The 24,392-nt window shown below is 50.6% G+C and carries 20 protein-coding genes and 1 pseudogene; 3 read left to right on the top strand and 18 right to left on the bottom strand.

The annotated features are described in order from the left end of the window. Positions 1-186, top strand: a pseudogene (locus BZG83_RS16735) (serine-type D-Ala-D-Ala carboxypeptidase); the annotation flags it as partial. Positions 187-251: 65 nt separating this feature from the next. Here BZG83_RS16735 and carB read toward each other — a convergent pair. From carB to murJ, 9 genes are all read right to left on the bottom strand, one after another. Continuing rightward, a complete protein-coding gene (gene carB, locus BZG83_RS11095; RefSeq protein WP_077480559.1) occupies positions 252-3,476 on the bottom strand; it encodes a carbamoyl-phosphate synthase large subunit in 3,225 nt (1,074 codons plus the stop codon). 15 nt (positions 3,477-3,491) lie between these two features. Continuing rightward, positions 3,492-4,631: a glutamine-hydrolyzing carbamoyl-phosphate synthase small subunit gene (gene carA / locus BZG83_RS11100; RefSeq protein ID WP_077456281.1), complete on the bottom strand. Its 1,140-nt coding sequence runs from the start codon at positions 4,629-4,631 to the stop codon at positions 3,492-3,494. A 467-nt stretch (positions 4,632-5,098) separates the two neighbouring features. Continuing rightward, entirely contained in the window at positions 5,099-5,902 is an 804-nt protein-coding gene (dapB, locus tag BZG83_RS11105) for a 4-hydroxy-tetrahydrodipicolinate reductase (protein ID WP_077480561.1), read from the bottom strand. 159 nt (positions 5,903-6,061) lie between these two features. Beyond that, positions 6,062-7,006 carry a 4-hydroxy-3-methylbut-2-enyl diphosphate reductase gene (ispH, locus tag BZG83_RS11110; protein ID WP_069586573.1) on the bottom strand — a complete coding sequence of 315 codons (945 nt, stop codon included), beginning with the start codon at positions 7,004-7,006 and terminating at the stop codon, positions 6,062-6,064. Positions 7,007-7,015: 9 nt separating this feature from the next. Then, positions 7,016-7,447, bottom strand: coding sequence for an FKBP-type peptidyl-prolyl cis-trans isomerase (gene fkpB, locus BZG83_RS11115; protein ID WP_069586572.1), 432 nt, complete (start codon positions 7,445-7,447; stop codon positions 7,016-7,018). A gap of 49 nt (positions 7,448-7,496) precedes the next feature. Continuing rightward, positions 7,497-8,000 carry a signal peptidase II gene (lspA, locus tag BZG83_RS11120; RefSeq protein WP_069586571.1) on the bottom strand — a complete coding sequence of 168 codons (504 nt, stop codon included), beginning with the start codon at positions 7,998-8,000 and terminating at the stop codon, positions 7,497-7,499. Next, positions 8,000-10,825 (bottom strand): isoleucine--tRNA ligase, encoded by a 2,826-nt coding sequence (gene ileS / locus BZG83_RS11125; RefSeq protein WP_077480563.1) that lies wholly within the window; start codon positions 10,823-10,825, stop codon positions 8,000-8,002. Before ileS ends, lspA begins: the two co-directional genes overlap by 1 nt. 30 nt (positions 10,826-10,855) lie before the next feature. Next, on the bottom strand, positions 10,856-11,797 hold the full coding sequence (gene ribF, locus BZG83_RS11130; RefSeq protein ID WP_069586569.1) for a bifunctional riboflavin kinase/FAD synthetase: 942 nt from the start codon (positions 11,795-11,797) through the stop codon (positions 10,856-10,858). Between the two features lie 90 nt (positions 11,798-11,887). Further along, complete coding sequence (murJ, locus tag BZG83_RS11135; RefSeq protein WP_198536703.1) at positions 11,888-13,498, bottom strand: murein biosynthesis integral membrane protein MurJ; 1,611 nt, start codon at positions 13,496-13,498, stop codon at positions 11,888-11,890. Positions 13,499-13,747: 249 nt separating this feature from the next. Here murJ and rpsT point away from each other — a divergent pair, with 249 nt between their 5' ends. After that, entirely contained in the window at positions 13,748-14,008 is a 261-nt protein-coding gene (rpsT, locus tag BZG83_RS11140) for a 30S ribosomal protein S20 (protein WP_069586567.1), read from the top strand. Between the two features lie 78 nt (positions 14,009-14,086). On the opposite strand, the gene BZG83_RS11145 is transcribed toward rpsT, so the two are convergent. From BZG83_RS11145 to nhaA, 4 genes are all read right to left on the bottom strand, one after another. Beyond that, positions 14,087-14,383 (bottom strand): ArsR/SmtB family transcription factor, encoded by a 297-nt coding sequence (locus tag BZG83_RS11145; protein WP_077480567.1) that lies wholly within the window; start codon positions 14,381-14,383, stop codon positions 14,087-14,089. A 65-nt stretch (positions 14,384-14,448) separates the two neighbouring features. Next, entirely contained in the window at positions 14,449-15,342 is an 894-nt protein-coding gene (gene nhaR / locus BZG83_RS11150; protein ID WP_077480569.1) for a transcriptional activator NhaR, read from the bottom strand. Positions 15,343-15,414: 72 nt separating this feature from the next. Next, positions 15,415-15,690, bottom strand: coding sequence for a hypothetical protein (locus tag BZG83_RS11155; RefSeq protein WP_077480571.1), 276 nt, complete (start codon positions 15,688-15,690; stop codon positions 15,415-15,417). Then, on the bottom strand, positions 15,659-16,858 hold the full coding sequence (gene nhaA / locus BZG83_RS11160; protein WP_077480573.1) for a Na+/H+ antiporter NhaA: 1,200 nt from the start codon (positions 16,856-16,858) through the stop codon (positions 15,659-15,661). The genes BZG83_RS11155 and nhaA overlap by 32 nt, the downstream gene beginning before the upstream one ends. Positions 16,859-17,278: 420 nt before the next feature. Here nhaA and BZG83_RS11165 point away from each other — a divergent pair, with 420 nt between their 5' ends. Beyond that, a complete protein-coding gene (locus BZG83_RS11165) occupies positions 17,279-18,427 on the top strand; it encodes a Na/Pi symporter (protein WP_077480575.1) in 1,149 nt (382 codons plus the stop codon). Positions 18,428-18,583: 156 nt separating this feature from the next. Here BZG83_RS11165 and BZG83_RS11170 read toward each other — a convergent pair whose 3' ends face one another. The 5 genes from BZG83_RS11170 to rppH form a co-directional block, all read right to left on the bottom strand. Further along, entirely contained in the window at positions 18,584-19,423 is an 840-nt protein-coding gene (locus tag BZG83_RS11170; protein WP_077480577.1) for a thymidylate synthase, read from the bottom strand. Between the two features lie 85 nt (positions 19,424-19,508). Then, positions 19,509-20,312 carry a prolipoprotein diacylglyceryl transferase gene (lgt, locus tag BZG83_RS11175; protein ID WP_077480579.1) on the bottom strand — a complete coding sequence of 268 codons (804 nt, stop codon included), beginning with the start codon at positions 20,310-20,312 and terminating at the stop codon, positions 19,509-19,511. Positions 20,313-20,324: 12 nt separating this feature from the next. After that, the gene (locus BZG83_RS11180; protein WP_108743586.1) at positions 20,325-21,131 is read right to left on the bottom strand and encodes a sulfite exporter TauE/SafE family protein; all 807 of its coding nucleotides are present in this window, start codon (positions 21,129-21,131) and stop codon (positions 20,325-20,327) included. Then, a complete protein-coding gene (gene ptsP, locus BZG83_RS11185) occupies positions 21,131-23,392 on the bottom strand; it encodes a phosphoenolpyruvate--protein phosphotransferase (protein ID WP_077480583.1) in 2,262 nt (753 codons plus the stop codon). The genes BZG83_RS11180 and ptsP overlap by 1 nt, the downstream gene beginning before the upstream one ends. 18 nt (positions 23,393-23,410) lie before the next feature. After that, positions 23,411-23,923: an RNA pyrophosphohydrolase gene (gene rppH, locus BZG83_RS11190; protein ID WP_069586557.1), complete on the bottom strand. Its 513-nt coding sequence runs from the start codon at positions 23,921-23,923 to the stop codon at positions 23,411-23,413. Between the last annotated feature and the right edge of the window lie 469 nt (positions 23,924-24,392).

Raw genomic sequence — 24,392 nt, forward strand, 5'->3', positions numbered from 1 at the left:
CTTTATGGCAGTCATAATTTGGCAGGGTTTATTGAAACTGACGACAATCAGCAGCAAATTGTGGTACAGCTGGTTAGCCACTACCACCCTGATGACGAGGCCTTGCCAGATAACGTGCCAGCCCCCATCACTCAGTTCGAGCGAGAGCTTTATCAGGCGCTAATTCATCGTCGTCTGCAGCCTTAAACGCGCCTTTAGCAAAAAAAACGCCCACCGGATGGTGGGCGCTCTCTGTATCAGCACGTCGTCGTTTACTTATTCAATACGCGCGCATGAAGCGCTTGCACCGAATTGACTTTGCTCATGTCTGCCGCCGTCAATGCCATACAAGTGGCAAAGGCAGCATTGAGTGTGGTGGTATAGTTCACCTTGGCAGCGAGTGCGCCACGACGTAGCACTTTCGAGTCTTCAATCGCTTGGCGTCCTTCGGTGGTATTCACAATGTAGCTGTACTCACCGTTCTTGATCCGGTCAAGAATATGAGGGCGTCCTTCGTGAACCTTGTTGACCAACCGAGGATTGATACCCGCTTCGCCCAAAATCACGGCGGTACCGTGAGTGGCATCCAGCTCAAACCCTAATTTCAGCAGCTTAGYGGCCAAGTCGACCACACGTTGCTTGTCATTGTTACGTACCGATAGCAGTGCGCGTCCCCCTTCGCTGTAGGCTTTTCCGCACGCTAAATCCGCTTTAGCGAACGCTTCAGCAAAGGTGTCGCCAACTCCCATCACTTCACCGGTTGAACGCATTTCAGGGCCCAACAATGGGTCAACACCGGGGAACTTGTTGAAGGGTAACACCACTTCTTTGACTGAGTAGTAAGGCGGGATCACCTCTTGGGTAAAGCCTTGCTCAGTCAATGATTGGCCCGCCATCACTCGCGCTGCAATTTTGGCGAGTGGCACACCGGTTGCTTTCGACACAAACGGCACCGTTCGTGCGGCACGCGGGTTCACTTCGATCAGGTAGATCTCATCATCTTTAACCGCAAACTGCGTGTTCATGAGGCCACTGACCCCCAGCTCCAACGCTAACTTACGCACTTGCTCGCGCATCCGATCTTGAATGTCATCGCTGAGGGTGTAAGCCGGCAGTGAGCAGGCCGAGTCACCGGAGTGCACACCCGCTTGCTCGATGTGTTCCATGATGCCACCAATCACCACGGTTTCACCATCACACACCGCATCAATATCCACTTCCGTGGCATCGTCGAGGAAATGGTCGAGCAATACTGGGGATTCGTGCGACACACTTACGGCTTCGTTAAAGTAACGACGCAGATCGGTCTCGTCGTAGACAATTTCCATCGCTCGTCCGCCTAGAACATAGGAAGGACGTACCACCAGTGGATAGCCAATGTCTTTAGCCTTTTCAACCGCTTGCTCTAACGCGGTCACCGTTGCATTCGCCGGCTGCTTGAGCCCTAGGCGCTGCACGGCATCTTGGAAACGCTCACGGTCTTCCGCGCGGTCAATCGCATCTGGGCTAGTACCAATAATCGCTACCCCAGCCGCTTCAAGGTCACGTGCCAATTTCAGTGGCGTTTGCCCCCCGTATTGCACAATCACGCCTTCCGGTTGCTCAACACGTACAATCGCCAGTACATCTTCAAGCGTCACAGGTTCAAAGTAGAGACGGTCGGACGTATCGTAGTCGGTCGAGACGGTTTCAGGGTTACAGTTAACCATGATGGTTTCATAGCCATCTTCACGTAGCGCCAGTGACGCGTGCACGCAACAGTAATCGAATTCAATGCCTTGACCGATGCGGTTCGGACCACCGCCCAATACCATGATCTTTTTCTTGTCGGTTGGCTGCGACTCACACTCCTCATCATAGCTGGAGTACATGTAGGCAGTATCTGACGCAAACTCCGCAGCGCAGGTATCTACGCGCTTGTACACAGGATGAATGTTGAATTTATCGCGCAACTTGCGGACTTCAATTTCAGACACACCCAGCAATTTGGCAAGACGCGCATCGGCAAACCCTTTGCGTTTTAGCTGGCGCAATGCGGTTTCATTAAGCCCTGCAAAGCCATGCTCGCGGACTTGTTGTTCCTGTTTGACGATGTCTTCAATTTGCACCAAGAACCAGCGGTCGATGTTAGTCAGATTAAAGACACCATCAACTGACATGCCGGCTCGGAACGCATCCGCAATGAACCAAATACGCTCTGCTCCTGGCTCTTTGAGCTCATGACGAATGCGAGTCAGAGCATCGTCGTCGTCCAGATTCACCATCTCATCAAAACCTGACGCGCCCACTTCCAAACCACGCAAGGCTTTTTGCAGTGACTCTTGCTGGTTACGGCCAATAGCCATTACCTCGCCCACTGACTTCATTTGCGTGGTCAAACGGTCATTCGCTCCGGCAAATTTTTCAAAGTTAAAGCGCGGAATTTTGGTCACGACATAGTCGATGGTGGGTTCAAAAGAAGCCGGAGTCGCACCGCCTGTGATGTCGTTCATCAACTCATCAAGGGTAAAGCCGACAGCAAGCTTAGCCGCCACCTTGGCAATCGGGAAACCGGTGGCTTTTGATGCGAGCGCGGAAGAGCGYGACACACGAGGGTTCATCTCGATGATGACCATGCGTCCAGTTTTAGGATCAATACCAAACTGTACGTTCGAGCCGCCCGTCTCAACACCAATTTCACGCAGCACCGCCAGTGATGCATTTCGCATCAATTGATATTCTTTGTCGGTCAGCGTTTGCGCAGGTGCCACCGTAATGGAGTCGCCGGTGTGGACGCCCATGGCATCGAAGTTTTCAATCGAACAAACAATGATGCAGTTATCATTTTTATCCCGCACCACTTCCATTTCATACTCTTTCCAACCAATCAACGACTCATCAATCAGAAGCTCATTGGTGGGGGACAGGTCGAGACCGCGTTCACAAATTTCCTCGAACTCTTCTTTGTTATAAGCGATCCCGCCTCCGGTTCCTCCCATCGTAAAAGAGGGACGGATGATGCAAGGGAAACCGACTTCACCTAAAACCTTGTAGGCTTCATCCATGCTATGGGCAATCCCTGCACGAGGACACTCAAGGCCAATGCTGCGCATGGCTTCATCGAAACGGTGTCTGTCTTCGGCTTTATCAATTGCATCTGCTGTGGCGCCGATCATCTCCACACCGAATTCGGCGAGTACGCCGTGGCGCTCGAGATCTAGCGCACAGTTCAGTGCGGTTTGTCCGCCCATGGTCGGCAAAATTGCATCAGGACGTTCTTTGTCGATGATGTGTTTCACAACCTGCCATTGAATCGGCTCAATGTAGGTCGCATCGGCCATTTCTGGGTCGGTCATGATAGTGGCAGGGTTCGAGTTCACCAGAATGACACGATACCCTTCTTCACGCAGCGCCTTACACGCTTGTGCCCCTGAATAGTCGAACTCGCAGGCTTGGCCAATAATGATTGGGCCTGCGCCCAGGATAAGAATGCTTTTGATGTCTGTGCGTTTTGGCATGCTCAACGACTCCAATTAGGCGCGGTGTTGTTTGATGAGGTCGATAAAGTGATCGAAAAGGGGCGCAGCATCATGTGGCCCCGGGCTTGCTTCAGGGTGCCCTTGGAAGCTAAAGGCAGGCTTCTCGGTATGATGGATCCCTTGCAAGCTGCCATCGAACAAGGACACATGYGTCGCACGTAATGTGTCAGGCAAGCTGTCATTGTCTGCGGCAAAGCCGTGGTTTTGGCTGGTGATCATCACCACCCCACGCTCTAAATCTTTCACCGGATGGTTAGCACCATGGTGGCCAAACTTCATTTTGACCGTTTTCGCGCCGCTCGCTAGCGCCAAGATTTGGTGCCCCAAGCAAATACCAAATAATGGCACGCCTTCCGCTAAGAAGGTTTGGGTGGCCGCAATCGCATAATCACACGGCGCCGGATCGCCAGGGCCATTAGATAAGAAGACACCATCGGGATTCATCGCCAGCACTTCGTCTGCCGGGGTGGTTGCCGGTACCACAGTCAAACGGCAGCCGCGGTCGACCAACATGCGCAAGATGTTGCGCTTGGCACCAAAGTCGTAAGCGACAACATGGTAAGGCAATTCACTGTCCGGCAATGCATCTGGTAGACCCTGATGCAGCTGCCATGACCCTTGCGTCCAGCTGTAACGCTCCTGCGTCGTCACTTCTTTGGCAAGATCCATCCCTTTCAAACCCGGAAAATCTTGCGCCTTGGCCAGCGCCAGCGCTTCATCAACGCTCTCTCCGGCCACAATACAGCCATTCTGCGCCCCTTTTTCACGTAGCAAACGAGTGAGCTTACGGGTATCAATGTCGGCGATGCCAACAATATTGTGTTGTTTGAGGTAATCAGAGAGGGATTGTTGATTGCGGAAATTGCTAGCTAACAGGGGAAGATCGCGAATGACGAGGCCTTGGGCGTGGACTTGGGAGGATTCTTCGTCTTCGGTGTTGGTGCCGGTGTTGCCAATATGGGGATAGGTAAGTGTTACGATCTGACGGGAATAAGAGGGGTCGGTTAATATTTCTTGATACCCCGTCATCGAGGTATTGAAAACCACTTCTCCCACCGCGGTGCCATCAGCGCCGATCGGGGTACCGTGGAACACTGTCCCATCTTCTAGGACTAAGAGCGCAGACTTGCTCAAGACAACCTCCAGTTATATAGAAATGCACTTTTTACGACTAACGTTGCATTCACGTATTCCATCTAAGATCAAAACTCACGTCAAGCTGAATTTTGACAAATTGCGCGCATTCTAGAGATGCAAGGTTTGGCTGTCAATAATGCGTGCTACTTTTTATTGTATTTACTAAGCACTCAAGAAAAACAGACCACCTAAGCAAGATAAAGCACAATCTTGTCTTTATTTTTAAACCAAAGAGCTAGATAAATTGGCAGAGAAATAACTTTTTTACCCAAACCGAGAGAGAAACATAAAACTGGCGTGCGCAAACGTTTACTGCGCAACAAAGATCATAACTGGAAGAGTTATCGCGTCGAAATGCTGTCAACAAGGGGAAAACAAAGCAAAAATCACGACAATATGAAGTGCGTTGCATGAGAAAAAGAAAGGGGGGATAAAAAAACATCGCGCCGAAGCGCGATGCATAATTATTTAAGATTAAGTACATCCTGCATGGTATAAAAACCTTGCTGGTGTTGATTGAGCCATACCGCGGCACGGACCGCTCCCTTGGCAAAGGTGGAACGACTTGACGCTTTGTGCGTGATTTCAACACGCTCGCCAATATCCGCAAACATGGCGGTATGCTCACCCACGATATCGCCAGCACGAATGGTGGCAAAGCCAATCTCATTTTTGCTACGCTCGCCGGTGATCCCTTCTCGGGCATACACAGCGACATCACTCAGCTGGTTTCCCATCGCTCCGGCAATCGCTTCTCCCATTCCCAGTGCTGTGCCCGATGGCGCATCCACTTTATGGCGATGATGGGCCTCAACAATCTCAATGTCGCATTCCTCACCCATCACTTTGGCGGCTTGTTCAAGCAGTTTAAATACAAGGTTGACGCCGACACTGTAATTGGGGGCCATCACCACTGCCGTCGCCTCTGAGGCATCCTGGATGGTTTGCTTTTGCGCGTCATCAAATCCAGTTGTTCCAATCACCAACTGCTTGCCTTTTTGTTGGCACAACGCCAAGTTCGCGAGTGTGGCCGCTGGTGCGGTAAAATCAATGATCACATCGAAGTCATCCGCCACTTTGGCCAGATCGTCCACCACTTGCACGCCGAGACGGCCCACACCCGCCAGTTCCCCTGCATCCGTCCCAATCAAGCTTGATTCAGGCCGCTCACTCGCCGCCCCCAATGTTGCGCCTGCGTATTGCGTAACAGCTTGAATAAGATTGCGTCCCATACGGCCGGCTGCACCAGCAATGGCAATACGTACCATGGTTCTCCCCTTTTTTACTTCACCAGCAGCGCTGGCCACCTATCCATTAACCCATCACTGTAGCGCGTTCGTTTCAGCTTGTATATTGCTGAGAGTGGCTCAGAAGAGAGCTAACAAAAAGGGAAGCCTTCGCTTCCCTTTAATTTTGTCGATGGGTGACTAGGTCACCTCACGAATTTGTAACTCTTTCGGCACTTCGAAGAACATGTTTTCTTCACGGCCACTCAGGTTTTCTACCTCGGTGGCGCCCAACGCCTTCACGCGGGCGATGATCAAATCAACCAATTCTTCTGGTGCCGAGGCGCCAGCGGTGATCCCAACCGTGTGCTTACCCTCGAACCACGCTGGATCAATGTCTTCCGCACAGTCGGTCAAGTACGCCGGGGTTCCCAGTTTTTCCGATAACTCGCGGAGACGGTTTGAGTTCGAGCTATTCTTCGAGCCCACCACCACCATCACATCACAGCTTTGGGCGAGATCACGTACTGCATCTTGGCGGTTTTGGGTCGCGTAGCAGATATCATCTTTGCGTGGGCCTTGAATGTTGGGGAAAACCTGACGCAAGGTATCAATCACATCAGCGGTTTCGTCCACTGACAGCGTGGTTTGACTCACATAATGCAAGTTATCTGGGTCGTTGACTTGAAGCGTGTGCACATCCGCTGGCGTTTCAACCAAGTACATACCGCCAGTTTCACTGGCATATTGACCCATAGTGCCTTCTACCTCGGGGTGTCCAGCATGGCCAATCAGCACTACTTCCATATTTTTACGACTGGCACGTGCCACTTCCATATGTACTTTGGTCACCAAGGGGCAGGTTGCATCAAATACTGTCAGTTGACGGGATTTGGCTTCATTGCGCACCGCTTGCGAGACACCGTGGGCCGAGAAGATCACAATGCTGTCATCAGGCACTTCGCTTAATTGTTCCACAAACACCGCGCCGCGTTGCTTTAGGCCTTCCACCACAAATCGGTTATGCACCACTTCATGGCGCACATAAATGGGAGGCTGATAAATTTCCAGAGCACGTTCAACGATGCTGATCGCGCGATCGACGCCAGCACAAAAGCCTCGGGGATTCGCAAGTAGGATCTTCATGACTTTGCCTTATTGCACACTGATTATTTCTACGTCAAAAATCACGGTTTTCCCTGCCAACGGATGATTGAAATCGACCGTCACAGATTCGCCGCTGACCTCGGTCACGATACCGGGAATTTCTTGTCCTTGAGGACCGCTAAACGCAATGATGGCACCCACTTCAGCAGGCGTGTCTCCCCCAAACTGACGGCGGTCCATATAGTGGATATTATCCGGGTTTGGCTGGCCGAATGCATCTTCAGGTGCCAGCGTAAAGCTGCTTTGTTCCCCTTCATGCAGCCCTAACAGACAACGCTCAAAGTTCTCGGTCAAGCTGCCGTCTCCCATCACTAACTTAGCGGGTTTTCCGGCATTGTGGGTGCTGTCGGCGACCGAGCCATCTTCAAGCTTAATGGTAAAGTGCATCAATACTTCGCTGGATGCGCTAATCGCTTTCATGATCTGTCCTTATCGAAAGTCGTGTTGGGCTAATTACTACGAGCGACCCCTAGGTCGCCGATGACTGCTCATGACGAAAACTGTCTAGCACCACTAAAACGGCGCCGACACAAATGGCTGAGTCAGCGAGATTAAAAGCAGGCCAATGTGAATTGCCAATGAAAAAGTCGAGAAAATCGATCACATAGCCATGAACGAGGCGATCAAATAAGTTGCCCAATGCGCCGCCGATGATCATGGCATAGGCGATATTGAGCATGCGCTTGCTCGCCGGTGTCACTCGCATCCAGTATGTGAGCAAGCCGCTCACGCCCAACGCGATAACGCTAAAAAGCCAACGCTGCCAACCGCCGGCATCGCTTAAAAAGCTAAATGCCGCACCATGATTATGGACGTAAGTAAGATTAAAAAACGGCAGCAATTCAATGCGGTTTGCGGGACCATAGCCCATGGTATTCATCACCAGCCACTTACTGCCAATGTCTAAAACGAAAACCAGAGGCGCCAGCCAAAGCCAGCGCCATCCTGATTGCGAGAGTGAGTGAGAGGTCATCACGCAAATTGGCGAGTTTCGCCTTCTCCTGCAATGTTAGTCACACAGCGGCCACAAATTTCTTCGTGTCCTTCGATCGTGCCTACATCAGCAACATGGTGCCAACAGCGGTCACATTTTTTCGCTTCAGACGCCACAACGTCAACAGATAATCCTTCCACATCCGTTTGCGTCGCAGAAGATGGCGCCTCACCAGCGATCACTGTTGCTTTCGAGGTCAGCAGCACAAAGCGCAATTCATCGCCCATCATTTGCAGCTTTTGCGCAAATTCCGCTGGCGCGTACAATGTGACTTCGGCTTCGAGTGAACCACCAATGACCTTGTCATTACGGGCCTGTTCGAGGGTTTTATTCACCGCGGCACGCACATCCAGCAGTTTTGCCCAGAATGCATTGTTGAGCACCGCATCGTCTTCTAAGCCAAACAAGCCGTCATACCAGACATCGGTGAACACAAACTTGCCGCGTTCGCCAGGCATTTCATTCCAGATCTCATCTGCCGTGAACGACATAATCGGTGCCATCCAACGTACCAGCGCTTCGACAATGTGGAACAGCGCGGTTTGGCAACTACGGTGCGCGTGGCTCCCCGCTTTCGCGGTGTACTGACGATCTTTGATGATATCCAGATAGAAAGAGCCCATCTCAATCGAGCAGAATTGCATCAAGCGTTGGGTGACTTGGTGGAAGTTGCAAGCTTCAAACGCTTCGGTGATCTCTTGTTGTGCTGCTAATGCACGCCCTACCGCCCAGCGGTCAACCGCCACCAGCTCATCGGCTGCGACACTGTCTTGCTTAGGATCAAAACCATGCAGGTTTGCCAGCAGGAAGCGCGCTGTATTACGAATACGGCGATACGCATCAGCGCTACGTTTTAGGATCTCATCCGATACCGTGATCTCACCGGTGTAGTCGGTTGATGCCACCCACAGACGCAGGATATCGGCGCCCAGTTTGTTCATCACATCTTGCGGCGAGACAGTATTCCCCAGTGATTTCGACATCTTGCGGCCTTTGCCGTCAACCGTGAAACCATGGGTCAGTACTTTGCGATACGGTGCTTTGCCTTTGATCGCCACCGAGGTCATCAACGAAGACTGGAACCAACCACGATGCTGATCTGACCCTTCGAGGTACATATCTGCTTCTTGGCCGTTAAACTCGTCGCGCTGGTTGACCACCGCGTAGTGCGTCGCACCGGAGTCAAACCAAACATCCAGCGTATCGAGGACTTTCTCATACTGTTCAGCGTCATCACCCAACAGTTCATTCAGATCCAGATCCCACCAAGCTTGAATTCCCGCTTTCTCAACCCGTGCGGCAACTTGTTCAATCAAGTTCAACGTGTCTGGGTGCAGCTCTGCGGTTTCTTTGTGAACAAATAGCGCAATCGGCACGCCCCATGTACGTTGACGTGAAATACACCAATCAGGGCGACCATCTACCATCGACTCAATACGGTTTTGGCCCCACTCAGGGATCCAATCAACGTTCTTGATCTCTTGCAACGCTTTATCACGCAGGCCGGCTTTCTCCATCGAGATAAACCACTGCGGTGTGGCGCGGAAAATGATTGGCGTTTTGTGACGCCAGCAGTGTGGGTAGCTGTGCTCATAAGCATGGTGATGCAGCAGTGCATCGTGCGCTTTCAGCGCTTCAATCACACTGTCATTGGCTTTAAAGACATGTTGGCCGGCAAACAGTGGGGTATCCGGTAAATAGACCCCGTTACTACCCACTGGGTTTGCGACTTCAAGATCGTATTTTTGACCGACCACAAAGTCTTCTTGGCCGTGGCCAGGTGCGGTGTGTACCACACCCGTACCCGACTCTGTCGTGACGTGATCACCCAAGATCACGGGCACATCAAAATCGTAAAATGGGTGTTTTACGCGTTTAAGTTCAAGCGCGTCACCTTTACAGAAGCCGAGGTTGTGATATTGCTCAATACCCGCACGATCCATCACCTCTTTGACCAGTTCGGCCGCGACGATAAGGCGCTTAGGTTGCTCGCTTTCAACTTGTACTAAAACATATTCAAGGTCAGCGGCCACCGCTACCGCACGGTTAGCAGGCAAGGTCCAAGGCGTCGTGGTCCAGATCACCACACCCACTTCGCCTTCACCTTGATGATCACCGGCGAGGTTAAAGGCACTGATCAGTGCTTGTTCGTCAACCGCACGAAAGATCACATCAATCGATGGCGAGGTTTTATCTTGATATTCCACCTCAGCTTCTGCCAAGGCCGAGCCACAGTCCGTACACCAGTGCACCGGCTTAAAGCCTTTGTGCAAGTGTCCATTGGCGGCAATTTTACCCAACGCGCGGATGATGCTGGCTTCAGTATTGAAGTCCATGGTCAGGTAAGGTTTGTCCCACTCACCTAAAACACCAAGACGTTTAAAGTCCGCCTTCTGACCTTCCACTTGTTTGGCTGCGTATTCACGGCACTTTTCACGGAACTCAGCGGTTGAGACTTTTTGACCGGGTTTACCGACTTTTTTCTCTACCATCAGCTCAATCGGCAAGCCGTGGCAATCCCAGCCAGGTACATACGGTGCGTCGTAGTCCGCTAGCGTTTTTGATTTAATAATAATGTCTTTGAGAATTTTATTAACTGAGTGACCAATATGAATGTTGCCGTTCGCGTACGGAGGACCGTCGTGCAAAATAAATGTTTTTTTGCCTTTCTTCGCTTGACGGATAGCACCGTACAGATCTTCATCGTACCAACGCTTGAGCATATCAGGCTCGCGCTTAGCAAGATTACCTCGCATCGGAAACGCAGTTTCCGGCAGGTTTAAGGTATCTTTATAGTCACTCATTGATTATTGATTCCGTATGGAGGTTACACTCTAGACATTATTCACATCAGCCAGCCACGCACGCGCAGCTGATGCATCTCGTTGAATTTGCATTTTTAGTGCGTCAATAGACGCGAATTTGGTTTCATCGCGAAGTTTATGCAAAAGATAAACTTCCAGCTGTTTGCCATATAAGTCGATTGATTGATCAAATAGATGGACTTCGAGCTGCTGGCGTACACCGTCGACCGTCGGCCGTACACCAACGTTGGCCACGCCGGGTAACCGCTGTCCGGTCACGGCGCCTTCCACTTGTACGGCATACACACCTGAAACCGGGGAAACGCGGCGTTTTAGCAATACATTGGCGGTCGGGAAGCCAATCGTGCGTCCTAACTTACGCCCATGCGCGACACGCCCACAGATGCTGTAAGGTCGCCCCAACATGTCACCCGCCTCGGCAAGATGACCTGCGGCTAACGCATCGCGAATCGCTGTGCTGCTCACTCGGCGGTCACTGACGCAAAAACTTTCGGTACTGACCACATCAAAGTGATGTTCCTGGCCTGCTCGTGCGAGGCGCGCAAAATCACCGCTTCGCTTCAAACCAAAGCGAAAGTCATCGCCGACTACCAGAAACTTAACACCCAATTGTTCGACCAACAAGCGGTCAACAAAGTGATCAGCACTCATGGCCGCAAATGCAGGGGTGAAATTTACACACAGCAGGCGGTCAACGCCCAGCTTCGCTAACTGGGTATATTTATCTCGCAACCTCGACAGGCGCGCCGGCGCTTTTTCACCTTTAAACAGCTCTAACGGCTGCGGTTCAAACAGCATCACAGTCGCAGGTAGGTTCAGCGCTCGGGCCTTTTCCACCACTTGGCGCAACACCGCCTGATGTCCCAAATGGACACCATCAAAGTTACCGATGGTCAGGACACAACCTCGGTGGCGCGCTCGTATGTTATGGATACCTCGGATTAATTCCATCGCCTGCTGACTATTTGAACTATTGAAACTGGCGGATTATATACTAGTCAGGGCCGGCAATCAGCCCTGGATTCACATCCGACCCTTGAATTACCCGCGATGACGAATATCACCCAGTCGCACACCACATAACAGTGCGGTGCATAAATACACCACACTGCCACCGAGGATAAGTCCAACCAATACCATGCTGCGCATCGACAGTGACATCTCGACCCAGCCATTTAATGTCGGCATCAGTGTTATTAACACCGCCACCATTGCTGCTACCGCAACCACTAAACGGCCGATATATAAAGCCGTCGCTCGAGACAAACGGTAAACACCGGCACGGTGTAGGCCTTGATAAAGCAAGCCTGCATTGATCAGTGCCGATAAAGCCGTGGCGATCGCAAGGCCAACATAACTGAACAAATAGGCAAAGATAGCGTTAAACACCATATTGCTTATCATGGCAATCACACCAAATTTCACCGGTGTTTTGGTGTCTTGTCGTGCGTAGTAACCGGGCGCGAGGACTTTGATCAGCATAAAGTTGACCAATCCACAGGCATAGGCCACCAGCGATAAACTGGCCGCCTGCACATCGTCGACACCGAACTCGCCTCGCATAAAGAGTACCATCAGCATCGGCTTTGCTAACAAAATCAACCCCACCATGGCAGGAATGCCCAGCAGCAACACCATGCGCACCCCCCAATCCATGGTCGCAGCAAATTGGATGGGCGATTTATCGACATGGCGCTGGGAAAGCGCCGGCAGGATCACAGTCGCAATGGCAATGCCAAATAAGCCCAACGGAAACTCGAGTAAACGATCGGAGTAATAAAGCCAACTGATGGAGCCTGTCATCAAAAAGCTGGCAATGAAGGTATCAAACAATAGGTTAATCTGGCTCACCGAGACCCCAAAAAGAGCCGGGATCATCAGTTTGCGGATCTTTACCACCCCAGGATGGTGCCATCCCCACTTGGGTTTTACCAGCATGCCCTCTTGCGATAAGAAAGGAAGCTGAAACAGCAACTGAACCAATCCACCGATAAAGACCCCGACCGCCAAACCGATTTCAGGTTGTGCAAGATAGGGCGACAGCCAAATCGCCGCGGCAATAATCGCAACATTGAGGAATACAGGGGTAAAGCTCGAAACGGCAAACTTATTGAGCGTATTCAGGATGGCGCCCGATAGCGCCACGAAAGTAATAAACCACAAGTACGGGAAGGTGATTTTCAGCATCAAGCTCGCTAACTCGAACTTGGCCCCGTCAGGGCGACCATCCAACCAGTCGACAAACCAACCGGTCCCAAATAACGCCGCCAACACAGGCGAGCCAATGACACCGAGCAGGGTGACAATCGTCACTAACCCACCCAAGGTACCGACAACATTGGCAACCAGCTCGCGAGATTGCGTCCGATGATTATCGTCTTTATCCAGCGCCTGATATTCAGTCAATACGGGGACAAAGGCCTGTGAAAACGCGCCTTCTGCGAATAAGCGACGCAAAAAGTTAGGGATTTTATTGGCGAAGAAAAACACATCGGCGGCAGCCCCTGCCCCCATCAAGTTGGCAATCACCACATCCCGCACCAGCCCCAACACGCGGGACACCAGTGTCATGGTGCTAACGATTAGCCCAGAGCGTAATAGTCGCTTACTCACGGTTACCTCTTGAAAACACGTGCCTCTATTGTGTGCCATCCCATGCGTGTTGATGCTCGCTCACTCAGGCAGGCCAAGCGAATAATGACACGCGAAACGGAAATAAAGGTGACGTAGAGCCTGAAATGCTGATAGAATCAGCCGCCATATTAACCGTGATAACCCCGCAGCGCCAACACTACCTTGGGGCGGCGGATATTTGCACAAATGAATTGACAATAGAGGCAAAAAGAGGCATAGTCCTCCGCCTTGAAATGTCACCGAACAAAAGATTTGGGAGTTAGACCCTTGGCGAATATCAAATCTGCTAAGAAGCGTGCGATCCAATCTGAGAAGCGTCGCCAGCACAACGCAAGCCGTCGCTCTATGATGCGCACTTACATGAAGAAAACTGCTGCTGCTATCGCTGCAGGCGACAAAGAAGCGGCAACTGCTGCTTTTGCGCAAGTACAGCCTATTCTTGATCGTTCAGCCACCAAAGGCCTGATCCACAAGAACAAAGCAGCACGTTACAAAGCAAGCTTCGCAGCACAAATCAAAGCGCTGTAATAGCTTTTTGCTTTGCATCATGCATAAAAAAACCGGCCTCGGCCGGTTTTTTTATTGCGCGTTGATTGATGTGCTTTCTCAATCAACGCAATACAGATCGTGTAATAGCTGGATCACCGCTTTCACTTCTTCACTTTTCAGTGAGTAATAGACCGTTTGCGCCTCTTTTCGCGTATTCACCAAACCGTCTTTACGTAACCAAGCAAGATGCTGGGATAAGGCCGACTGGCTCAAAGGCACCCGTTCAACCAACTGCCCAACCGAAAGTTCGCCTTGCAGTAAATAGCACAGAATAAACAGACGCTTTTCGTTTGCCATGGCTTTCAGCAAGCTTACCGCTTTCGGCCCGTTTTGTTGCATTTGGGCTAAATCCATTTGACTACCACTTCAATTATTACCACCTTGCTCGAGTCTAGCACGATCTCACCACAAGCCTGTAACTAAACGAATAAGTGGCTGTAATCAGCTTCGCAAATCCGTTTGACGGCGGGGTGCTGAATCATTCGCTCAGCAAAAATCACATAGTACTCTTCCTTGACCGTCTCCAGGTTTGCAATCGGTGCAACATTACCGACACCACTGATTTCATTGGCATAGCTGCTGGGAGCGATAAACAATGCCTGATGGTTGATCCCAAACGCTTTCATTAACGCGGAGTCATCAAACTCCCCCAAAATATTGGGAACAATACCTTGTTGATCAAACCACTGCATCAGTTTGCGACCCATCGCTGTCGCGCGGCTTGGGATCAACAATTTCTGGCTCGCAAGCAGTGTGGCGAGCGGTATATCAGCCAATATATCTGGGTGAGAGGCAAACAAGCTCATACTGCACTCGCCCAGTTTGACGCTGAATAACCCCGCTTGCTGCGTCGAATCAACCGGACAGTCCGACAAAATCATATCCAATTTGTGCTGGGAAAGTTGCTCTAACAACATTTCATGTGTCGACTCAAAACAGCGCAAATGAATCGCGTTATCGTCAGGTACTGCGTGGAGTAAAACCTGACTGACTAACCGCTTGGATAATGCATCGGCGACACCAACGTCAAATAGGATATTCTCTTGCTGACTGTAATTAACGATATCGAGCATTTCGTAGCTCAAACCAAACATACGATCCGCATATTGAAACACCAGCTGCCCCAACTCTGTGGGCTCAACATGCCGGCCGTTTCGCTTAGTCAGCTTCCCATTAAGTCGTTGCTCGAGTGCTCGGATTTGTCCAGTGACCGTTTGAGGGGTTAAGCAAAGCTTATCGGCACCTTTGGTAATCGAGCCTTGCTTGCAAACCATCCAAAAATAGTAAAGGTGGTTGTAATTAAGATGCGCCATGACTTGCCATAAAAAAACGCCAAGCCAGCAGCTTACGCTGCCAACTTGGCGCCTTCAAGCGAAATGAATGGGTTAGTTTTTCATATCGTCTTTATCCAGTGGCTTTCTCACGCGCTCACCGGCGCGATGCTCTAACGCTCGCTCTGAGAAACTTGAGCTTTCCGCGTCGCGCGTAGACTCTACATCAGCGGACACCGCCGCTTTGCCGTCCTCGACGCCTGCAAGGTAGGCCTCGCATACTTGGCTGTTGTCGTTATTGCCTTGACAATATGTCTCGTAATTCGCCGCAAGCGCCGTTCCCGAGACACCCAACAGACTAGTAATCAACGCTAACTCCATTTTCTTCATCTTCGTCTCCTTCTTCAAAGGCGCTGGCTGGCGGCAACATAAAATGCAGAACCAAGTAGCCAATCACTGCCGACAAGGTTGATCCTATCAAGATCCCGAGTCGAGAGAATGTGACGAACTCACCATTCACACCGACGAAGGCCAGTGACGAGATGAAAATCGACATGGTAAAACCAATACCACACAGCAAGGACACCCCAAAGATTTGCGGAAATGTCACTCTTGCCGGCATTTTCGCAATACCAAGTTTTACGGCTGCCCAACTGAAGGTAAAGATACCGAGAGGTTTACCAATCAGCAGACCTAACGCAATACCGAGAGGTAGCATTTCGGTCAAGCTTGCTAGCGAGACGCCATCGAGCGAGACGCCGGCATTAGCAAACGCAAATATCGGCAGAATCAGATACGATACATAAGGATGCAGTGCATGTTCGAGCTTTTTCAGTGGTGACGGTGCATCCTCTGTTTTGCCTTTCAACGGAATCGCAAAACCTAATACCACACCCGCGAGTGTCGCATGCACGCCTGACTGTAAGACACTGAACCAAAGCACCAAACCAACCACAATATAGGCCGCAATATTGGTGACATTGCGCATATTCATCCCAACCAGTACCAAAGTTGCGACAAAGGCACTGGCGAGCGCCATGATGGAAAGGTCGCTGCTATAAAACAGGGCAATAATCACGATAACGCCTAAGTCATCGATTATCGCCAGTGCTAATAAGAACACTTTGAGAGCTAAGGGAACACGGTTACCTAACAGCGCTAATACACCTAAGGCAAAGGCAATATCCGTGGCTGCTGGAATCGCCCAACCGGACACAGCAAGCGGGTCACCCCAGTTAAACGCTAAATAAACCAGCGCGGGTGCCAACATACCGCCCACCGCCGCAACGGCAGGGAAAGTGGCTTTATCTTTGGTGTTTAACGCCCCTTCGATTAATTCCCGTTTAACTTCTAAACCAATCAGCAGGAAAAAAATCACCATCAGGCCGTCGTTGATCCAGTGACCCACGGACAGACCTGCAACATAGGTATGAAGCGTGCTGTCATATAAAGGCTGTAAACCCGAGTTCGCCACGAACATCGCTAGCACAGCCGCAATAATCAGCACAATACCTCCTGCAGATTCCATTTTTAGAAACTGACGAATGACATCAGTCATTTAAGCACTCCATACAAAAAAAGTGGATTTCCGTAGTCTAGACAGCCAGACCCGTTTTCTAAAAATCGTTTGTTCTGATAGTAAACATCGGAAAAACCGATGTAAAATCTCACTTACTATTGATTTATTCGCAGTCTAAACATTTGTCAACGAATTTTACCGTCCACCATTTAGCATAGTGGCAATCGCTTTGTTGTTGTTACATTTTTTATATCGGTTTTTTCTACTTGGGTGACACGGCCTAAATTTTAATTATAATCATACACATAACCCCATCCAACCCTACCAACCCATCGACCCAGATCGGATTTTATGAACACTGCAGTATTTGTGTCATATTTCTGAAATATTCCCTTCTTACTATCGCCGCTGATTTTGCTTTGACACAAAACCGACATCGAATTGTCACGGAGATAACTTATGACTCCCCATGCTACAGCGGTAGAGGCAACCCAAAGCTCCTCGAACTGGTTCCGTTGGACCAAGCTCGCCGTCATGCTTTATGTACTACTGGTGGCGGTTGCCATGGTAGGGAGCGGCTTTAAATTAGCCGTGGGCGATGAGGCCAAGACCTTATTCGAATTTGCTTCTCACCCCGTAGCTGGCTTGATGATAGGGATTGCCGCCACGGCGCTGATCCAATCGTCAAGTACGGTTACTTCTATTATCGTTGGTCTGGTTGCAGGCGGCTTACCGGTTGAAACAGCGATTCCAATGGTAATGGGCGCAAACGTGGGCACCACAGTCACCAATACCTTGGTGAGCTTGGGCCATGCGCGTTGCAAAGAAGAGTTCCGTCGTGCATTCAGTTGCGCCACGGTGCATGATTTCTTCAACTTATTCGCCGTGGCTATCTTCTTGCCGCTCGAAATGATGTTCGGCTTGCTGAACAAGTTGTCACAATGGTTGGTTTCGCCACTGTCACAAACCGGTGACATGAGCATCAAAGGCCTGAATTTCGTTAAGCCGCTGACCAAACCTGCTGTGAACATGGTGCAGTCTCCTTTAGAGTCAGTTCTACCCGGCAACCTAGGTGGCTTGTTGATGATCGGTTTAGGTATCTTTGCCATCGTATGTGCCATCACTGTGATGGGTAAGGTGATGAAGAAGCTAATGGTCGGTCGTGCCAAAGATATGCTGAAAAACGCGATTGGTCGTGGTCCATTGCATGGCATCTTCTCAGGCTCAGTGGTTACCGTACTGGTACAATCTTCATCCACCACTACAAGCTTGATGGTTCCGCTAGTTGGTACCGGCGTGTTAAAAATTCGCGATGTTTATCCCTTCACCCTGGGTGCAAACATTGGTACCTGCATTACTGCCTTGCTTGCAGCGACTGCTGTTACCGGTGAATTCGCGGTGTTCGCGCTGCAAATTGCGCTCGTGCACCTTTGCTTTAATATTCTCGCTACGGCGCTCATTTTCGGTATCCCGGTATTGCGTGAGTTGCCGCTAAAAGGCGCAGAATGGCTGGGTCACTTGGCCGCGAAATCGAAAATGGCGGTCCTGGCCTACATCACACTGGTATTCGTGGTAGTACCCGGCGGGATTGTGCTGTTGTCGCAATAACGCCCATCCAGACGCTTATCGAATCAAAGCCATCGCTCCTCGCGGTGGCTTTTTTGTTATGAATCGCAACCGCCCCGCCACGCAGAGACCACGCTGTAGGCATAAAAAAACGCAGCGGCTTGGCTGCGTTTGTACTGATGAATGCGTCCTACGTCATTAAATGGCAATCGGCGCTTTAATGGTGGGGTGCGGGTCGTAACCTTCAATCTCAAAATCTTCAATCTTGTAGTCGAAGATGGAGGCGGGTTTGCGCTTAATCGTCAGTGTTGGCAATCCTCGCGGCTCGCGCTTTAACTGCTCATACACAATCTCATCGGTCAGGTGATTGTGGTAAAGGTGCACGTCGCCAAATGTATGGACAAAATCGCCCACTGCCAAATCACATTGCTGTGCAATCATATGCGTTAGCAACGCGTAACTGGCAATATTGAACGGTACTCCTAAAAAGTAATCGGCACTGCGCTGATAAAGCTGGCATGAGAGCTTGCCATCGGCCACGTAGAACTGAAAAAGACAGTGACAAGGGGCAAGAGCCATCTTACCCTGCTCCGCGTTCTCAGAGGGGCTAACAGACTCGTCGGGTAAGTCTGCGGGGTTCCACGCCGTAATGATATGACGGCGCGAATGTGGTTTGGTTTTGATTTGCTCCACCAGCTGCGCAATTTGGTCAACCGTCGAACCATCAGGACACGCCCATGAGCGCCACTGGGCGCCATAAACCGGTCCTAGATCGCCTTGCTCTGTCGCCCATTCATCCCAAATACGTACTTTGTTGTCTTGTAAGTATTGGATATTAGTCTCGCCGTTAAGAAACCACAGTAATTCGTGGATAATGGCGCGGGTATAAAGCTTTTTGGTCGTGAGCAGCGGAAAACCTTCAGCAAGGTCGAACCGTAATTGGCGTCCAAACACTGAACGTGTACCTACACCCGTGCGGTCGCCTCTATCCGTACCATTGTCAAGAATATCCTGCATCAAAGCTAGATACTGCTTCATAGTGTTTCCTATCGTTGGACAAACAAAAGGCACCGCCCGCGGTGCCTTGGTGTGGTCAATAGTATATCTGATTACTCGACGTTGATCATCGAGCTGCAACAGAGCCTCGTCGGTACGCCCAGACAATCATGAGCGCCCCTACAACGACCATCGGTAATGATAATAACTGCCCCATGCTGAACAAGTCACCAAACAAGCCAAGATGCGCATCCGGCTCACGGAAGTATTCGACGATAAAGCGGAACGTGCCATACCCGACTAAGAATAATCCCGATACCGCCCCCATAGGACGAGAACGGCGAATAAACAGATTGAGGATCACAAACAAGGCCACCCCTTCGAGTGCAAACTCATAAAGCTGGGAGGGATGACGCGGCCAAGGACCGCCGGTGGGGAAAATCATCGCCCAAGGCACATCGGTAACACGTCCCCAAAGTTCACCGTTAATAAAATTGCCTAATCGCCCCGCGCCTAAACCGAAAGGAACGAGCGGCGCAATGAAATCAGCCACGGTGAAAAAATGACGTTGGGTTTTACGCGCATACCATGCCATGGCCACGATGACACCAAGTAAGCCGCCATGGAAGGACATGCCGCCAGTCCACACTTTAAACAAGAATAAGGGGTCGGCAACAAACGCATCAAATTGATAAAACAATACATAACCGATGCGGCCGCCCAGTACGACACCAAGAAAACCTGCGAACAGTAAATCACTGACTTCCTCTTTGCTCCAACCACTGTTCGGTTTCGTAGCACGGTGATTGGCAAGCCATAGGGCAAACACAAAACCAACTAAATACATCAGTCCGTACCAGCGAATGGCAATCGGGCCAAGCTCGACTAATATCGGGTCTATCGACGGAAAGGTAATGTAACCTTCTGTCATGGATTCCATCCTTTACTTCAACAACATGCTTGCGCCGACAATAACAAGAAAGCCAGCAAAAATACGTTTTATTTGCCGCGTTGGAAGCCTTACTGCAAGCGTGGCGCCAACACGTGTCATCAACACGGAAGTCGACACCACACCCAGCAAGGCGGGCAAATACAAATATCCGACACTGAGTGCCGGTAAGGGTTCCGTCTGTCGCCAGCCCAACCAAACAAAACTTACCATCCCTGCCAATCCAAGTACGGCGCCGCCAAGCGCAGAGCTGCCAATCGCTTTGTGCATCGTGACACCACGCCAATGCAAGTAAGGGACGGTAAAGGAACCGCCGCCAATGCCAGCCAAGCTTGATAGCGTACCGATCAAGGTACCCGCCAGAGATATTCGCCACGGGGGCGGTAAAGGGCGGAGGATGACTTGGGGACGGCTGAGCAACATTTGCGTCGCCATGGTCAGCACGATGACGCCAAAGATACGTGGCAGCCAGTCGGGGGGAAGTTTATCCGCCAATGAAGCACCTAATACGCCGCCTAGCATCATCCCGGGAACTAGGGCTCTAACCGCACGCATATCCACATTGCCCATACGAAAATGTCGCCACGCTGAGGCACTGGAGGTTAAGACAATGGTGGCCAACGATGTCGCCAGCGCCATCGGCATGACGATATCAGCAGACAGACCAAATAATGGCAGCAAAAAGCTTAACGCCGGCACCACTACCAAGCCACCGCCAATGCCAAGGAGTCCGGAGAGCGTGCCAACTAACGCTCCCAACAGCATACAAATAAACGCTAACAACAAGGTTGCGGTGGTGATCATCGCATCCGTCCAATTTGGACCAGCGCATCCAAGCCTTGTTCGGCTAAAAAGCCTTCCATCTGAGTACGGACCTGTCCGGGTTCACTCAAACTCAGCATCTGCTTGGTTTGCTTTTGTAAGCGTGGTAAGGAAAGACGACTGAGTAAGTACTTAATCTTCGCCACATTACGCGTATTCATACTCAATTGGCGATATCCCAGTCCTACTAATAATGCTGCGCCCACCGGATCGCCCGCGAGTTCACCACATACGCTCACCGGCAATTGATGACGATCACTGGTGGTCGCAATCAAACTAAGCGCATGAAGTACCGAAGGATGGAGTGCATCAAAGATGTTGGCGACGCGGGCATTGTTGCGATCCACAGCCAATAAATACTGCGTTAAATCGTTGGTGCCAACGGAAAGAAAATCGACTTCTTGCGCGATCCCATCGAGCTGATACAGCACGGAGGGCACTTCAACCATAATGCCAAGCAGCGGTTTCGCCAGAACTTCTCCCGCCAACTGTGCCTCTTGGCGTACTTCCTCAAACGCGCGAGCAATTAACGTTTTCGCTTCCAGCAGTTCATTCACACCGGAGATCATCGGCAACAAGAGTTTCAAATTATCCAAACCCAAACTGGCACGCAGCATCGCACGCACTTGGATCAGAAAAATATCGGGATGATCTAAGGTAAAACGAATGCCGCGCCAGCCAAGAAACGGGTTATCTTCATCGACACTCAAATAGGGTAATGGCTTATCCCCGCCAATATCCAAGGTGCGCATCACCACAGGTTTATCTGGGTAGCTGGCTAAAATCGCACGGTATTGTTTGACTTGTTCGTCCTCGGAAGGAAAACGGCGCTGCATTAAAAAAGGCACTTCGGTCCGAAACAAACCCACACCATCGACACCTTGGTTGATGGCGATGCTACTGTCGGCGCTCAAGCCAGCGTTCAAATGGATCTGGATACGGGTGCCATCTTGGCTTTGTCCGGGCGAGGCCAGCGCCGTATCTAAAGTCGATTGCAAACTGACTTCCGCTTGAACCAGCTGCTGATACTCCTTCAGCAAAGGTGCGGCAGGCTCAATCATCAACAGCCCTTTGTGACCATCCAAGATCACCGATTTGTTGTGGAGTCTTGGCGCGGAAAAGCTCACTCCCATCACCGCAGGAATGCCAAGTGCCCTTGCCAATATGGCCGCATGGGAATTCGCCGCGCCCTCTTCGGCTACGACCCCCGCGAGCAGCGCGCGTGGAATAGAAGCCAGCATGCCAGCCGTCAGTTCACGGGCGAGCAAGACGATAGGCGACGCGATAGGTTGATGATTGCTCGAGGCTTCAGAAAGAAAATAGAGTAAACGCTGACCGAGCTCCTTCACGTCAGCAGCCCGTGCCTTAAGATAGGGATCATCCATGGCCGCAAAACGGGATGAAAAGGTTTCCACCGTTTGTCGGACTGCCCACGCGGCTTCGTCGCCCTGTTGGATACGTAGGGTCATATCCTCGCGCAGCATAGGATCGTTGAGCAAATGGACAAACAAATCAAAGATTGCCAGCGCCTCTTTTTGTAGCTCCTTATCAAAGCGTTTTCTAAGGCGACGAAACTCCACTGACGCATCATCTAATGCGGCATCTAAACGATCGAGCTCTTTTTGAACATGCAAACAGCTAGCCGGTGCAATGTCCTCTAACCGTGGCTGAGAATCGTCACACCATGCATTCGCAATCCCTACCCCGGGTGATGCAGGAACCCCTTCCAACAACACGGGTGACTGTGACGCATTCAGCCATCCACCTTGTGCATTGGCATGGGCAAACACCACTGCCAGTTGCGCGGCAAGGGTGACAAGAAACGACTCTTCACTTTCGTCAAATTGACGCGGCTGGTGTTGCTGAACCACAAGTACGCCCAGTACCGTTTTGCGATAAATAATGGGCGTACCTAGAAAAGACTGGAAGGCATCTTCCCCTGTAGCCGGGAAAGGTTTAAACGCGGGATGCTCGCGCGCATGGGCCAAATTAATCGGCTCTGCGCGCTCGCCAACTAATCCTACCAAGCCTTCACCAAAAGACAGTGAAACTTGCGCGGCAGGATCCAAGCCTTGGGTGGCCATCAGATTAAAGCTGGCTTGCTCGGGATTGGCAAGGTACACAGAGCAACACTCGGTATGCATCGCAACACAGGTTTGCTGCACTAGGGTTTGCAGCGCCTGATGAAGATCCGCCGATGCGGCTACGCTCTGAACAATATTTCTAAGCTGTGTCAGCACCGGCTTCCTCCTTAAACGTTATCCTCGCTTGTTCCGACGTCGAGGCTTACGCTCCTTAAAAGGCATCGCTAACGGCGCAAACTCTTTCATTGCGCGGCGGTATACTTCGCGTTTGAAAGACACAACCTGACGTACCGGATACCAATAACTGACCCAACGCCAGCCATCAAATTCCGGGGTTCCCCCGCGGGACACATTCACTTTCGACTCATCGCATTCCAGCTTCAACAAAAACCATTTTTGTTTTTGCCCAATACAGACTGGCTTGGAGTCCCAACGTACCAAACGTTTCGGGAGCTTATACCGTAGCCAATGACGGCTAGTACCCAAGATGCGGACATCTTTTTTGGTCAGCCCCACTTCTTCGTAAAGCTCACGGAACATGGCTTGTTCGGGACTTTCCCCATCATCAATCCCGCCTTGCGGGAACTGCCATGAATGCTGACCATATCGACGAGCCCAGAGAACCTGACCGTGGCCGTTACATATTACTATCCCCACATTGGGACGATAGCCATCGCCATCAATCACTGGACGACCTCAATGATAAATCTCTACTGAGTCTGATTTTTTCACAAAAAGCCGCTAAGGGTAAACAAACATTGTGGATTAACCCGTGTTTTTGCGCACTCGTCGTCATCTGAGGATAACTTAGGGCCTAACAGGAAGTTATAAACATAGCAATGAGAGTTTGCGCACATTTATTCACGCTTTCTGTGGATAGATTTGTGAAGAAGCAACGAAAAAGTCTAAAACGTCATCAACTCAAGATCATAAAATCTGATTCACAATTAAACAAAGAACAAAATAATCGTTATAAATCAAATCATTGAATAGACAAAAACCAACAAAGATCCTTGTGGCGATCTTTCGATCATCCTTTGCACACAGATCGCTCAAAGATCCATCAGTTAGTAAATTATCCACATCGTTAGCGCAAAAATCCAACAATATCGTGGATTACACACTTAACACTGGCAAAAAGGGTACTGTATATATG

Source organism: Salinivibrio sp. PR919 (genome assembly GCF_001995355.1).
GTDB lineage: Bacteria > Pseudomonadota > Gammaproteobacteria > Enterobacterales > Vibrionaceae > Salinivibrio > Salinivibrio proteolyticus.